The 13,479-nt window shown below is 30.8% G+C and carries 19 protein-coding genes and 1 tRNA gene; 15 read left to right on the top strand and 5 right to left on the bottom strand.

Annotated elements, in window-relative coordinates; genetic code table 11:
* Positions 1-345 precede the first annotated feature (345 nt).
* The 9 genes from AB1J10_RS04425 (at position 346) to AB1J10_RS04385 (ending at position 6,225) form a co-directional block, all read left to right on the top strand.
* Positions 346-804: a hypothetical protein gene (locus AB1J10_RS04425; RefSeq protein WP_369003040.1), complete on the top strand. Its 459-nt coding sequence runs from the start codon at positions 346-348 to the stop codon at positions 802-804.
* A gap of 12 nt (positions 805-816) precedes the next feature.
* A complete protein-coding gene (locus tag AB1J10_RS04420) occupies positions 817-1,026 on the top strand; it encodes a hypothetical protein (protein ID WP_019469467.1) in 210 nt (69 codons plus the stop codon).
* Positions 986-1,624, top strand: a complete 639-nt coding sequence (locus tag AB1J10_RS04415; protein WP_369003019.1) for a hypothetical protein — start codon at positions 986-988, stop codon at positions 1,622-1,624. Before AB1J10_RS04420 ends, AB1J10_RS04415 begins: the two co-directional genes overlap by 41 nt.
* Positions 1,625-1,636: 12 nt before the next feature.
* On the top strand, positions 1,637-2,092 hold the full coding sequence (locus AB1J10_RS04410) for a hypothetical protein (RefSeq protein ID WP_040030199.1): 456 nt from the start codon (positions 1,637-1,639) through the stop codon (positions 2,090-2,092).
* Positions 2,093-3,599: 1,507 nt separating this feature from the next.
* Entirely contained in the window at positions 3,600-4,106 is a 507-nt protein-coding gene (locus AB1J10_RS04405; protein WP_071560459.1) for a phage terminase small subunit P27 family, read from the top strand.
* Between the two features lie 130 nt (positions 4,107-4,236).
* Complete coding sequence (locus tag AB1J10_RS04400) at positions 4,237-4,773, top strand: spore coat protein (RefSeq protein WP_071560460.1); 537 nt, start codon at positions 4,237-4,239, stop codon at positions 4,771-4,773.
* Positions 4,770-5,096, top strand: a complete 327-nt coding sequence (locus AB1J10_RS04395) for a hypothetical protein (RefSeq protein ID WP_192947515.1) — start codon at positions 4,770-4,772, stop codon at positions 5,094-5,096. Before AB1J10_RS04400 ends, AB1J10_RS04395 begins: the two co-directional genes overlap by 4 nt.
* A complete protein-coding gene (locus tag AB1J10_RS04390) occupies positions 5,089-5,436 on the top strand; it encodes a hypothetical protein (protein ID WP_150822751.1) in 348 nt (115 codons plus the stop codon). Before AB1J10_RS04395 ends, AB1J10_RS04390 begins: the two co-directional genes overlap by 8 nt.
* Before the next feature lie 396 nt (positions 5,437-5,832).
* Positions 5,833-6,225 carry a YolD-like family protein gene (locus AB1J10_RS04385; protein ID WP_150822750.1) on the top strand — a complete coding sequence of 131 codons (393 nt, stop codon included), beginning with the start codon at positions 5,833-5,835 and terminating at the stop codon, positions 6,223-6,225.
* A gap of 188 nt (positions 6,226-6,413) precedes the next feature.
* Here AB1J10_RS04385 and AB1J10_RS04380 read toward each other — a convergent pair whose 3' ends face one another.
* A complete protein-coding gene (locus tag AB1J10_RS04380) occupies positions 6,414-6,884 on the bottom strand; it encodes a hypothetical protein (protein WP_150822749.1) in 471 nt (156 codons plus the stop codon).
* Between the two features lie 237 nt (positions 6,885-7,121).
* Here AB1J10_RS04380 and fosB point away from each other — a divergent pair, with 237 nt between their 5' ends.
* From fosB to AB1J10_RS04360, 4 genes are all read left to right on the top strand, one after another.
* Positions 7,122-7,541, top strand: coding sequence for a FosB/FosD family fosfomycin resistance bacillithiol transferase (gene fosB / locus AB1J10_RS04375; protein ID WP_369003017.1), 420 nt, complete (start codon positions 7,122-7,124; stop codon positions 7,539-7,541).
* A 12-nt stretch (positions 7,542-7,553) separates the two neighbouring features.
* Positions 7,554-8,000: a GNAT family N-acetyltransferase gene (locus AB1J10_RS04370; protein ID WP_369003016.1), complete on the top strand. Its 447-nt coding sequence runs from the start codon at positions 7,554-7,556 to the stop codon at positions 7,998-8,000.
* A gap of 49 nt (positions 8,001-8,049) precedes the next feature.
* The gene (locus AB1J10_RS04365) at positions 8,050-8,559 is read left to right on the top strand and encodes a DNA topology modulation protein (RefSeq protein WP_369003015.1); all 510 of its coding nucleotides are present in this window, start codon (positions 8,050-8,052) and stop codon (positions 8,557-8,559) included.
* Between the two features lie 278 nt (positions 8,560-8,837).
* Positions 8,838-9,677, top strand: coding sequence for an aminoglycoside 6-adenylyltransferase (locus AB1J10_RS04360; RefSeq protein ID WP_069803760.1), 840 nt, complete (start codon positions 8,838-8,840; stop codon positions 9,675-9,677).
* A 179-nt stretch (positions 9,678-9,856) separates the two neighbouring features.
* Here the strand turns inward: AB1J10_RS04360 and AB1J10_RS04355 are convergent.
* Positions 9,857-9,928, bottom strand: a tRNA-Arg gene (locus AB1J10_RS04355).
* A gap of 150 nt (positions 9,929-10,078) precedes the next feature.
* On the opposite strand from AB1J10_RS04355, the gene clpP reads away from it, so the two are divergent.
* Positions 10,079-10,663: an ATP-dependent Clp endopeptidase proteolytic subunit ClpP gene (gene clpP / locus AB1J10_RS04350; RefSeq protein WP_046207443.1), complete on the top strand. Its 585-nt coding sequence runs from the start codon at positions 10,079-10,081 to the stop codon at positions 10,661-10,663.
* A gap of 141 nt (positions 10,664-10,804) precedes the next feature.
* On the opposite strand, the gene AB1J10_RS04345 is transcribed toward clpP, so the two are convergent.
* The 3 genes from AB1J10_RS04345 to AB1J10_RS04335 all read right to left on the bottom strand — a co-directional run bounded on the left by AB1J10_RS04345 (position 10,805) and on the right by AB1J10_RS04335 (position 12,471).
* Positions 10,805-11,002 (bottom strand): hypothetical protein, encoded by a 198-nt coding sequence (locus AB1J10_RS04345; protein WP_046207444.1) that lies wholly within the window; start codon positions 11,000-11,002, stop codon positions 10,805-10,807.
* 18 nt (positions 11,003-11,020) lie between these two features.
* The gene (locus AB1J10_RS04340) at positions 11,021-11,917 is read right to left on the bottom strand and encodes a TIGR01777 family oxidoreductase (protein ID WP_064209495.1); all 897 of its coding nucleotides are present in this window, start codon (positions 11,915-11,917) and stop codon (positions 11,021-11,023) included.
* A gap of 365 nt (positions 11,918-12,282) precedes the next feature.
* A complete protein-coding gene (locus tag AB1J10_RS04335) occupies positions 12,283-12,471 on the bottom strand; it encodes a hypothetical protein (RefSeq protein ID WP_064209494.1) in 189 nt (62 codons plus the stop codon).
* 281 nt (positions 12,472-12,752) lie between these two features.
* Here AB1J10_RS04335 and AB1J10_RS04330 point away from each other — a divergent pair, with 281 nt between their 5' ends.
* Entirely contained in the window at positions 12,753-13,400 is a 648-nt protein-coding gene (locus AB1J10_RS04330) for a DUF4887 domain-containing protein (protein ID WP_070039124.1), read from the top strand.
* Positions 13,401-13,479 lie beyond the last annotated feature (79 nt).

Here is a 13,479-nt window from a genome sequence, read left to right as displayed (position 1 = left end):
CATAATAATTACTAACTTCAAACATAATTAAATAAAATATAGCCTACTAATTAATGTGTAAGTAACTTGGGATATTTCGGTCACTCCGTCACACTTTTACGGTCTATCCCTTGTGGCAGTAAGAAAAATAGGTGTGACTGAACTGTGACTAGTGTGACTGAACTGGGGTTTTTAGAAAATTTCGGTCACACCTAACATAAAAAAAGGAGAATAAGAAAATGAGATACCTATACAACAGTGGCAATAGATATGGAACAGTAGTAACTAAAAATAATGTAAATCGTGTGATTATAGAATTAACTTATTAAACATATTTCAAAATAGGAGGACTCATAAACTGTGTTAATGCATTCAATACCAACTGATCCATTCAAATTAAATAATAAGAAACTCAATATTAACGATATTAAGAATTTAGAAATTGCTAACAAACCCATTTGTCACATCTATAAAACACAGGGCAAGTATCAGTATTTAGAAATAGACTTTATAACATGTGATTGGTGCTTATCCAGTTTAGGACAGGTAACGCTGCAATCAAGGTTAAATACTGAATCAATCTTCTTGTGGTTAAGAGGGTACAATTTGAAACTCAACTATAACAGAGTAGGGCATATGACAATATATTTACGTGGTGATCATTTAGCGATTAATTATTTACTAGATGAAATTAATAAACTCACTGCAGATGCTAAATATTGGCAGAAATACAGAGATGGTAAACGTATGTTAGAAATTGATAGAAGTAGTCACTATGTTATGCCGACACACCATATAAAAGGTAATACACAGAAAATAAGTTAAGGGAGTGTTTCCATGAATCACAAACGGATAGCACATCAGATTCTAGCTCGTTTACCTACCCATGTGAACAATGTATCTGTTAGGTATATTGATTCACTGGTAAGGCAATATGCTAGAAATAAGAAAGACTTTAGTGCAATAAAGCGAATAATAAATCAAAAACGAAAGAAGGCATTTAATTATGGTAAAAACAGTACAAGACAATACAATCAATATCTTTGATAATCAAATCTATGATAAGGGTGTTAAGGCAAAAGAGATTAAACAGAAATACCATCAGCTAACAAATCGTATTAAACAGCTTAATAGTAAAATTACACATTATCAAAATAGTGATGAATTTGCAGAAGCAACAAAATTAAAAAGTCTACAATCAGATTTAGAACAAGAATTAATCGAAGTCGACGAACAACTTAACTCATCAGATTATAAAGTAACTGAAGAAGAATTTGACCAGTTCTACAAGGCATACAACAAAGAAATGACAGGATTTAAGGATGAACATCAAAAACTAGCGAAAGAGATGCAGGATAAACTGCAAGATGTTGTGAAAGTGTATCGTAAAATGATTGAGAATAAAAATGAGGCTGGTCGTCGTATATCTCGTGAACGTTATGTTAAGCAAGAGAAGAACAATCCTGGTAACATTCACAACCAGTATAAAGGCCAAATGTTAGCCCACGAAATTAAATTAGGTGATGGTGATAAATATGATGAACAAACGACTCCTAGAGGCTATGCATGGCAACTGGAGAAAGCATTAGATACCGTTTCTCGTGATGAGTTCCAAAAATATCATTATGGCAAAAAACAATGGTAAGGATGTGAGTATATGCTAACAACAATCAAACAATCAGATAATAACGTTAAATATAATAAGCAAAAGAATCGAATTACAGTACAAGCACTTACGACAGATAAACCTGTAGAAATGGGAACGACCAAAACAGTAGATCCTAACTATCAGACATTTAAACCATATGAGTTAGATAACAATGTATTTCAAGCATTAAAAGACAATGACAAGCTATGTGTGATGTTAGACAACAATAAGGATAGTAATATCCTAGCATCGATACATCGCGGCAATTTAACAGTGGTAGTTAATAAAGGACTGTATGGACTGTCTATAGAAGTGGATGACAAACCAATTATGCAAGAATTTATAAAGTTAGTGCAGCATAACAAAGTTAAGAGTGTACAAATCTATACAGATGAAGTGACATCGATGAATAAGCTCATTGAAAAGATTGGTAAAATAAAAGCAATTTCTATTAATACTAGATAATATAAAGTAGCATTATGACGGCGTTCATGGTATAATATAGATATTAAAGATATACTAAATCTTTAATGTTGAGCGCTCAGTATTAAAGTCTAAATTAGCCATTGGGCATTTAACTCCTTGTTATTTTCATTAGATCCTAGTTCTTCTGTACGTTGGTTTAGGCCATCACTATTAATTGGTGGTGGTCTTTTCTTAAAGTATATATGTGAAAGTAATCACAATGATATATGTGGAACGCATTCAATGTGTAGCAGATACTTCAACATAGTATATAAAAGCACATGCAGTTATAAGACCCAAGTATTAAAGGTGCAGGCAAATAATGAGCATAGATAATAAAGCGCCATCTGTTATAAAGTGCCCAAGCATTAAAGACACTGTGTATTAAAGCACACTGCTTATTAAGGTGGATAGTTTAGAGGACTGCACAATAAAGTACGCAGTGATTAAGCTACCTACATTAAAGGTCGGGTTATTAAGCACACAGTTTATAAGGTCACTACTTTTAGTATGAGGATTAGATCCAACTAATGAGATAGTTCACACAGAAGTTTCATTGTGATTGTTCATCAACATTCAAAGAGAAGAAATGAATTGTAATTGATATTTGATTTCTAATTAAGAATGATTAATCCAATTAAGATAAATTGTTTAAGTTAATTCATTTGTTGAAGTTCAATTGTTGATTGAGTTCAGAAGATAAATGATTTCATTTGTTGAATCAATTCAGTTAAGAAGTTCATTAAGAGAAGAAAGTAAATGTAAAAAGTAATTTCAGATTTGAATTACAAAAAAGTTTTAAAGAATTATTTTCAAAATAATATTTCTAATTTCAAAATAAAAATTAAATTCAAAAATCAAAATGAGATTTAAAAATATAAATAATAATTGTTGTTCGTAAAGTGATAAGCAAGAACAATGTTAGAAGCAATTAGGAGATACAAAACGTTATAACTAAGCATGAATACTTTGCATTATACAATGCCATTTGTAGCCATTTAGAGAGCTATACAGAGCATACATTTATTATTTAGTTTTTAGGTACTCAACAATCTTACATGTGGCTTAAATGGGCTTAGAATACGTTGTATGAAAAGAGTAAAAAGTAACTAAATTTAGATTGAAAGTAAATTAATTTTGCCCAGTAGATAATTAAAGTAGTGGTGGAAATTTTAACGGATAGATTAATTTTATCGGGAGTGTAAAAATTTTCGGATTGAGATTCAAAAAAATAAATTTCAAAAATATTTTTTGGTGTGGCGAAGAAAAACCCCCGTGGCTCTAGTGTTCGAGCGAAAACGAGCCCGTCTTATCCGTAACCGAATCTTGAAATGAAAAGCTAAAATTGTGTAAAAATTCACAATATCAATAGATAAAATAGACTAATTTAAGCCGTTTATGGCCTAATATCCGACTATTAAGCCTTTCAATGCACTATAAGACGTTTGTCAGAGCTTAATATGAATTATTGTTTCAATACATATAATACTAATAGGAGATGATATGGATGTCACAAAGAAAATTATTATCACAACAGAAAGCATACCGTACAAAAGATGTACAAGACCAAAGAAATGCGACCGAGAAAGCTATGAATGAGCTTACACCTTTATCAAAAGAGCCACCCGATTTTTTAGACGATGATGCTATTCAAGAATGGTATAGAGTGCTTCCACTTATTAATGAATTACCTATAAAAGATTTAGACAAAGGTCTGCTTGCTACTTATTGCCAAACATATAGTAACTACAAAAATGCCACACTCAAATTACAAGAAGAAGGTATGGTGGTTGTGACTGAACGTGGAAGTAAACTCTCACCTCATTACACAATACAAAGGGATAGCGTGAATACAATGAACGCCATTTGTCCCAAATTAGGCTTAACTGTTGAGGCACGTCTCAAGATTATGGAACCTAAGACAAAAAATGAGTATGATCCCGTAGGTGATTTTGTGACAGGTAAGAAGCCTAAATCAGTATATGAAGAGTTTGGCATAGGCAAAAATGACTAATTGTCCAACTGTTGGACAAACTTAAATATATAATAATGCCTTCCAAATTTTGGTAAGAAATGGATTTCTGCAACAGTTGCAGAAAACTTATAAGCGTTTATATAACTATATAAAGAAATGAGGTTATAACATGCATCTAAAACCCTGTAAGCAAGTATTAAGATATTATCCTGCAGAAAAGATAACCGAATACGAGCTATTAACTGCTTATAATCCTATGTTTATTAATCGTAAAATAAAAGCAATAGAGGAACAAATCGATGCAATGTATCATTTAAATGTCAGTCATACAGTGTGTGATGATGTGATGGGTGTAGTCACAACTTCATATCCTTTAGAAAAGTTAGTATGTTGGATTGTTGAGAAAAAAGACGAGCTGGATAGATATAAAAAACAATCAAATAAACGACTAAATTTGGTTAAAAAGCTAATCAAACACTATCCTTCGCATGAACAAAAGGATATCATTCAATACATGCAGTCAAATGGCTCATATAAGCCACACGAAACGATTAAGAAACTGCAGAAAGATTTATATCAAGTCCATCATAAAAACCGTTCACAACGCCGTGAGAAGCACATACAAGCCAATAAAGTGATTTATAATGACTATATCGAAACAAAACGTGAAAGCCTGCAAAATGAACGTGAGGTGCTTGCCATATGATTATTGAGTATCAAGATGTGAACTATAAAATGTTATCCAAGTATATGTTGAACTATCACAGACTTTGTGACTGGTACATCAACAGACCTCATAACGTCAATGACCTTCAGTACCGAAATATATGTGATGTGGTTAAAGGTATAACTGCTGTATATAATGATTCTTCTTTATTAAAGCAACAAGTTATCAAGTTGACGTGGTGGGACAAGGAAACCTTATCAGATGACGTTATTTGCGACGTTATCGGTATTAAACAAAGGGCATTGTTGCGTGCTAGAACGTCTATATTAGATCGATTGGCGAGTGAAATCAGCTATGTATGATAAAAAGACGATTAAACAGTTTATATTGAGTTGTCACGAGCATATTAACGATGATTATGAAGATAAACCCATTGAAACAGATGATTTCTTTGAGTTAGGTGCTGAAGTTGGCCATAAGCGTATAGATCAAATGAATACAGAAGATGCGATATTTTTAAACGAGCTAGAATTGGCCGCCGAAACGGTAGGAACATTCAAAGAGTTTAATTTGTTTTTACTGATGGTAGAGGGGAAAACTTACAAAGATATGGCTCGTATATTCGAAGTAGGCGAGCAGAGAGTTAAGCAGATGTTAGACAAGTTAATAGTTAAAATGATTAAATATTTGCAATATAACTAAAATTGTATATAATAGGTAATGGAATCACTTATCACTTTCTTACGAATACACACTAGACGACTTTTAAAGTCGTCTTTTTATTTGGTTATTAATACAACTAAATTTTTTAATCACATTAGAGTGAGTATAGAATAGGCTTATTCTGATATTTAATGCTATAGTAAACTTACATACAGCTATATATATTATTTTATAATTATTAATTTTTGCTCATACCAATTGCCCAAGTATGTTACGGGTGGTAATTTGCTTGATATTTCAATGTCATGTTAAAATATATTTATCAGTTTTTTAGTAGCATCATAACTCTTAATTTACAAGGCAGACAGTCTAGTCTGTCTTTTTTTTATTTACAATAGCGAACGTATGTTCTATTATATTTAGTGAGGTGATACTATGATGCCAGATAAATATAAAAATGAAACAGACTATCGTAAAATACCACGTGAATATCTTAATCCACGCATACCACAAGGACGTGGAATGGTTAAATGGCAACCATTCAAGACTATGCCTGAACAGTATGAGAGGTTAGAGCAATACATACTAGATCAAAATAAAATTGAGAGACCTATATTAAGTGAAGATCAATTAAATGAGTTAAATGATACATTAGTATATAAGATGTTTCATGATCCATCACTTACAGTGAGCTATTATAAAGATGGTTACATTGAAAATATAGAAGGTAGCATTCACAAGATGGATGACTTAGAGGAATGCTTATACATCCATGTAGAAGATGAGTTAAGAAAAATTAGCTTGATGGATATTGTAGACATAAAATAACCTGCACTAAATAAAGTGCAGGTCTCAGAGATATACTCATAAATCAATATAAAGGTAGTTAAGTAGTGGCTATTTGTTATATAACCATAGTGTGTCATCTTAAACATTACTTTAACAAATTTTATAAGTTGTTTAGTTCCTTAAAGATAAAATATATAGGGCAAGGATAACTGCCCATAGAATAAAATTTAAGACGGAGAGTTTTGTAGTCCATGTGGTGAATCTTTGCTTAACTCTCTCATACGTTCAATTTCTTCATCTGTAGGATTATCCATATCAATACCTTCGTTAATTACTTGATCTCTTGCTGGATTATCTATAACTTCTTCTTGCGTTTGTGGTTCTTGATATTGTTGTCGTTCTTGAGATTGAACAGGTTCTTGCTGTTGCTGCTCTTCTTGATATTGGTCGTTTTGTGCTTGTTGATTTTGTTTTTCTTCGTTATTTGCTACTTGTTCAGAACTTTTATCATCTGTTATAGATTTTTCTTCATCTGATTTCTTATTGTCTTTATTACTATTATCAGATTTTTTCTCACCTTTTTTACTTTCTTTATCTGATGATTTTATTTCTTTCTTATCTTCAGACTTGCTTTCTTCTTGACCACATGCTGCTAATACTAAGAAGCTAGCTAATAATAAAAATAAAATTCTTTTCATTTAATAGTCTCCCTTAAAAATAAATTATTAACTTAATTGTACTATACATAAAAATTTATGGTGATAACAAAAAGTTATGATTAAAAATAATATTTATGAATATACTTATATTACATTTTGATAAAAAATTATGTAGCACTATCAGTTAAAAACGTTGTGACTATTTTAAATAGTGGGTCTTTTTACGTGGATTTATGTTAGAATATTCTGTAAACTAATTTATTTAGGAGCGTATATATGATTCAATCTATAAATCACGTTACTTATTCAGTATCAGATATTAGTAAGTCGATTAATTTTTATAAAGACATTTTAAAGGCAAAAATTTTATTAGAGAGTGATAAAACAGCGTATTTCCTATTAGGTGGACTATGGTTAGCACTAAATGAAGAAAAAGATATACCAAGAAAAGAAATTCAATACTCGTATACGCATATGGCTTTTACGATAGTTGAAAGTGAATTTGAAGAATGGTATCAATGGTTAAAAGTTAACGATGTGAACATATTAGAGGGGCGTACAAGAGATGTAAGAGATAAGAAATCAATGTATTTCACTGATCCAGATGGGCATAAGTTAGAATTACATACAGGTACATTACAAGATAGGTTAGATTATTATAAAGAAGAGAAACCACATATGAAATTTTATATATAAGTAGGTTATATTATGACAATAGAAACAAGATTATTTGAAGAACAAGATTTAAATAAGTTAAATGAATTATTAGTTTTATATGAACAGTTAGGCTATCCAACAATAACAGAGGATTTATTCAATCGTTTAAAAAGAATATATAATCATGAAGATTATTATTTGTTACTTTTAATTAAAGATGATGTGATAATTGGTTTGAGCGGGATGTGCAAAATGATGTTCTATGAAAAGAACGGTGAATATATGCGTTTACTAGCATTTGTTATTAACTCTAATTACAGAGAAAAAGGCTATGGGACAATTTTATTAAAAGAATCAGAAATGTTAGCAATTCAATTAGGATGTAATATAATCACTTTAAATAGTGGTAAAAGAGAAGAAAGAGATAATGCTCATAGTTTTTATAAAAGTAATGGGTTTGAAAATAAATCATTAGGGTTTTCAAAAGATATTATATAAATAATGTTTTATAAATTCACGCTGTATTTAAGGGGGAGGTTGTTAAAATATGAATAAAATAATAGTTATTGGGTCGTCTGGATCTGGTAAATCTACATTATCAAGGCAGCTATCGACTATTTTAGACATTCCAGTTTATCATTTAGACGCACTATTTTGGAAACCTAATTGGGTTATGAGTACAGAATATGAAAAAATAACTATTCAAAATTCAATATTAGAGAAAAACGAATGGATTATTGATGGGAATTATACTGGTATTTTAGAAGATAGATTACAGTTTGCTGATACTATAGTATTTTTGAATTTACCAAGAAGAATTTGTTATTACAGAGTTTTCAAAAGGTTATTTAAAAACAGAGGTAAGACTAGGCCTGATATGAGAAATGACTGTAAAGAAAGAATAACTTTCACGTTTTTGAAATATATTTGGAATTACCCTAAATATCGAAAACCATTTTTATTGGATAGATTTAAAGAGGTAGAAAAGCATAAAGATATATTTATTTTAAATAGCATTAAAGAAATTGAGGAGTTTAAAATAAAAATAAGACAGTAGAGAACATCAAGCGAACAACTATACGTTTATTCATTCCCGATGCAGCGCAGGGGGAATGTCAGAACTATATTATGGCCATATAATGTATGTTTAGTTATGTAATAAGAGCTATTACTCAAAAATAAGTATGTGGTTTAGTTAAACAAAAGTGTTTAACCAATATGTAACAATACACGGTCAAAAATGACCACTTACTGTTATCTAAAAAAAGACTAGCAGGTATTGTTCGAAATTTAAAAAGTTGCTTATAAAAGTATTGTCATTTAGTGAGGTGTCTAATGAGAACAGAAAAAGAAATGTTGAACTTAATTCTTAATATTGCTAAACAAGATAAAAATATAAAAGCAGTATGTATGAATGGGTCTAGGGTTAATGTAAAAATTCAACCCGATATACATCAGGATTTTGATATTGTCTACATTGTTGAAAATTTAGAAGATATAATTGCTGATTTGGAATGGATAAATCAGTTTGGAAATAGAATAATAACACAGTTTCCAGAAGCGCAAGATTTATATCCATCTGAATTAGAAGAACGTTATCCAATATTAATGCTATTTGATGATTACAATCGAATAGACTTAACATTATTATCGAAAAATAAATTATCTGAATATTTGGCAGAAGATAAATTAATAAAAGTACTTCTTGATAAAGATAATTTGTTACCAAAAAACAATAGTGTTAGTGAAGCAAGTTATTGGATAAGTAAGCCATATCAGAAATTGTTTGATGAATGTATAAATGAGTACTATTGGGTTTCTACCTATGTAATGAAAGGTATATGGAGAAATGAGTTGCTTTATTCAATAGATCATTTGAATATATGTAGAAGAATGCTACTTTTAATGCTTGCATGGGATAAAGGTTATAAATTTGATTTTCAAGTTAATTTTGGTAAGAGCTTTAAATACTTGCCTAATTATTTAGGATCTAATAAAAATAGTGAATTGACTTCCACTTATCCTCATTTAAATACTAATGAAATAAAAGAAGCATTATATAAAATGACTGAAATGTTTGAGTATGCTGCAGTAATGGTCAGTAAGAAGTGTAAATTAAATTATGATACAGAAAACTATGCAGAAGTTAAGAAATATATTGGTTTTAATAATTAAAGTTCGTGCATAATGAGAGAAGTATTTACAAAACAATTGATTTTATAATGGGGACTAAATGGGGGCGCGAAATTCAAAACGCATCAAAACGAATGATACTATAAAATATAAAAATACCGACACCACAAGTGTTTTGACAACTAGTGATATCGAGTGAAAATGAGAAAATAACTTATTAATCCCCTCGAAGGGAATCGAACCCCTATTCTAAGAACCGGAATCTTATGTGTTATCCATTACACTACGAGGGGTAAATAACAATAATATTAGTGTACAAATCTTATAAGTGTTGGTCAACAATAATTTATAATGTTTAATGAAATTCTAAGCGTTATTTTTTGACCATATTTGACTTTTAGGTTAAAATAAATTTATCAGTTAGAAATAAGGAGGCAATATTAATGAATTTAATACCTACAGTAATTGAAACTACAAACCGTGGGGAACGTGCTTATGATATTTACTCACGTTTATTAAAAGACCGTATTATTATGTTAGGTTCACAAATTGATGACAACGTAGCCAACTCTATCGTATCACAATTATTATTTTTACAAGCACAAGATGCTGAAAAAGATATCTATCTTTACATTAACTCACCGGGTGGTAGTGTAACTGCTGGATTTGCTATTTATGATACTATTCAACACATTAAACCAGATGTGCAAACGATTTGTATTGGTATGGCTGCATCTATGGGTTCATTCTTACTTGCAGCAGGAGCAAAAGGTAAACGCTTTGCTTTACCAAATGCTGAAGTAATGATTCACCAACCACTTGGTGGTGCGCAAGGTCAAGCAACTGAAATTGAAATTGCCGCTAATCATATTCTGAAAACACGTGCTAAATTAAATAAAATTTTAGCTGAGCGCACAGGTCAATCAATTGAACAAATTGAAAAAGATACTGACCGTGATAACTTCTTATCAGCAGAAGAAGCTAAAGAATACGGTTTAATCGATGATGTTATGGTGCCAGAATCATAATATATCGCGTAAGATAATAATGACATACAAGTAACAAAAAACAAGTCACGACAATGTACGACCATTTCTAAAATGCATGATGCATATACGATGTGGTTGACATGTGTGGCTTGTTTTTTTAATAATATTTTGAAAGTATGATTAGTGTTTATTTAAGAGATTTTGTTTCTTTTTATAAATTAAAATAATCGAAATGACTAACGTCAATAATCCAATGATTACTAAAGACATAGAAATGACGATCATAATAGCAGGTTTTTCAAATGCCAAAATACCATTGGTGATGAGGAGTAAACCTGCAATGAATAATAAGATATGGCTAATACTATCTTGTTTCATTTTTAAATAGTCCCTTTCTTAATGAACTAAATTTTCTAGTGCTAGTTTCAGATTTGGGTATTTGAATTCAAAATCTAGTGCTTGCAACTTATTAGGTAAAACTTTTTGAGTATCAAGTACAACTGTCGACATTTCACCTAAGATAAGTCTGAGTGCAAATGAAGGTACCCATGTATAGTGTGGGCGATGAACTTCTCTTGCAATGGTATAACCAAACATATTTTGATGTTCTGCAATTGGTGATGTGAAATTAAATACACCGCGTGCTTTTTCATTATTTATGGTATAGAGTATCGCTCTTGTTAAATCTTCAATATGAATCCAAGAATACCATTGTCTACCACTACCTATTTTACCACCGACATTTAAATCATAAGGTAATTTCATCAATGGTAATGCACCACCTTGATTTGATAGTACCATTCCAAATCTGCCAATAATTACTCGTGTGCCTAATGATTCAAATTGACGTGCTAAACGTTCCCACTGATATACCACTTCAGATAAAAAATCAAATGGTAATGTTTGATACAGCTCAGTATATGTACGTGTTAAATCAGGTTTGTAATAACCTACTGCGCTGGCGTTAAAGAATACAGCTGGCTTTTGCTTTCTGTTTTTAAAAAGGTCGTATAGTGCCTGAGTAGATTGTAATCGACTTAACATAATATTTTGTTTATGTGAGGAGGTCCAGCGATTATTTAAGCTAGCACCGGCTAAATTGATCACGATATCAATATCTGGAATTTGGCTTTCCCAATTTGGTTCTGACCAGTTAACATATGTGATTTTAGGATGTGATGTAGCATTGTTTTGTCTTGTTAATATCGTGATTTTGGAATCACTTTGTTGTATTGCCTCGATTAGCTGAGTACCTACTAGACCAGTACCGCCTGTAATTAGATAGTGTTTCATAGTATCACCTCATAGAATTGTAGTATGGAATCGTTCAGGCTTTAAATGCAAGTAAATCTCATAAAGAGTATGACAAAATTTATTCGAATTTTGTTCAAAAATATGTCATTTACTATGTCAAAGATGTATTTAAAATAAAATCATATGTCGTTATGATAAAGGTACCTTCGATATTAATTAATCATCTCTTAATTATTTCGAGTATACCCCATAATATACTAGCGAAGGTAAAATTTTGACTCCCTTTAGTAGAGGCCTATACGATTATCGTGTAGGCCTAATTTTTTGTGATTCTTAATATACATCATTGAATCGGTAGAAATTATTTTGATGTCATTATAATAGTGTAATTGAAGTACTACATATTATAAAATAAATAAGCCGATAATGCCAAAAGCGATTAAAAGCAAAAATAGCACAAGTATAAAAAGTTTATAGCGTGTTTTAATTGGGATTTTTGATTCATCATTATCATTTTCGCTCATCATATGACGCAAATGGGTTGGCTTTTTTTGTGATTGATTTGATTCATTAAATAAGTCGTACTTTTTCAAAATCTAGTCACATCCTGTTATGATATTATTGATAGTAAAAGAATAATTTAAGTAAAAGTATTGAAACAATATTCGAAATTAGATTAGTATTAAGTTGAAGCAACAATAAAAGTGTTGTATGTGATTATTTTACTATAGTTTGGAAATCAAAGTAACATCTACATTAAAATGTGGTTAATAAGGTTGTTTAATCAATGAAATAGTGTAAAATATAGTTCTAACATGAAGTTAAATGCCATTTGAAAATGATGATTTGATATAAATTGAAGTGAGGGGAGCATATGCCTAAGCATAATCAAAATAACAATTTTGATGACAAAGATAATAAAAAAATGAGTGGTTTCGCAAAACTGATCAGTGGATTGATTGTCCTATTACTTATAGGTGGGTTAGTTTTTGCAATTTTTGCATTCGTAGATCATTCAAATAAAGCCAATGAACGTTTGGCAGACCAAAAACAAGAAGAAAAAGACAAAAAGAAAGAAAAAACTAAGGAACAAAAAGACAAGAAAAAAGAAAAATCAACTGAAGAAACAAACCAAACACAACAAACCCAACAGACACAGCAAACACAACAAGTTCCTCAGACGCAACAGACGCAACAAACTCAACAGACACAGCAACCTAGAACACAAGAAAGAAGAACTACGGAAGAAAAAGATTCACCTGAAAAAACAAAGGAAGAACGTACTACTGAAGAACGCTCAACAGAGGAAAAAACAAGTGAACCTTCAACAGAAGAAAAAACAACAGAAGAAAAGACGAGTGAACCTTCTACTGAAGAGCGTACATCTGAGCCATCAACAGAAGAGAAGACGAGTGAACCTTCTACACAACAACGCAGTACGCAACAAAATACTCAACAACGTTCAACGCAAAATAATAATTCAAACACAGAAAAAAGTTCGCAATCATCTGATGAAGATTAAATATAAAAAGAAAATTATATTTCTAGAACACGTGCTGTCACATACAGTGCGTGTTTTTTATAAATATTAATGTGAATTA

Origin of the sequence: Staphylococcus cohnii species complex 1663 (genome assembly GCF_041008415.1) — a bacterium.
Lineage (GTDB): Bacteria > Bacillota > Bacilli > Staphylococcales > Staphylococcaceae > Staphylococcus > Staphylococcus ureilyticus.
Note: the sequence above shows the minus strand (reverse complement) of the source record. Positions and strands in the feature narration are given on the sequence as shown.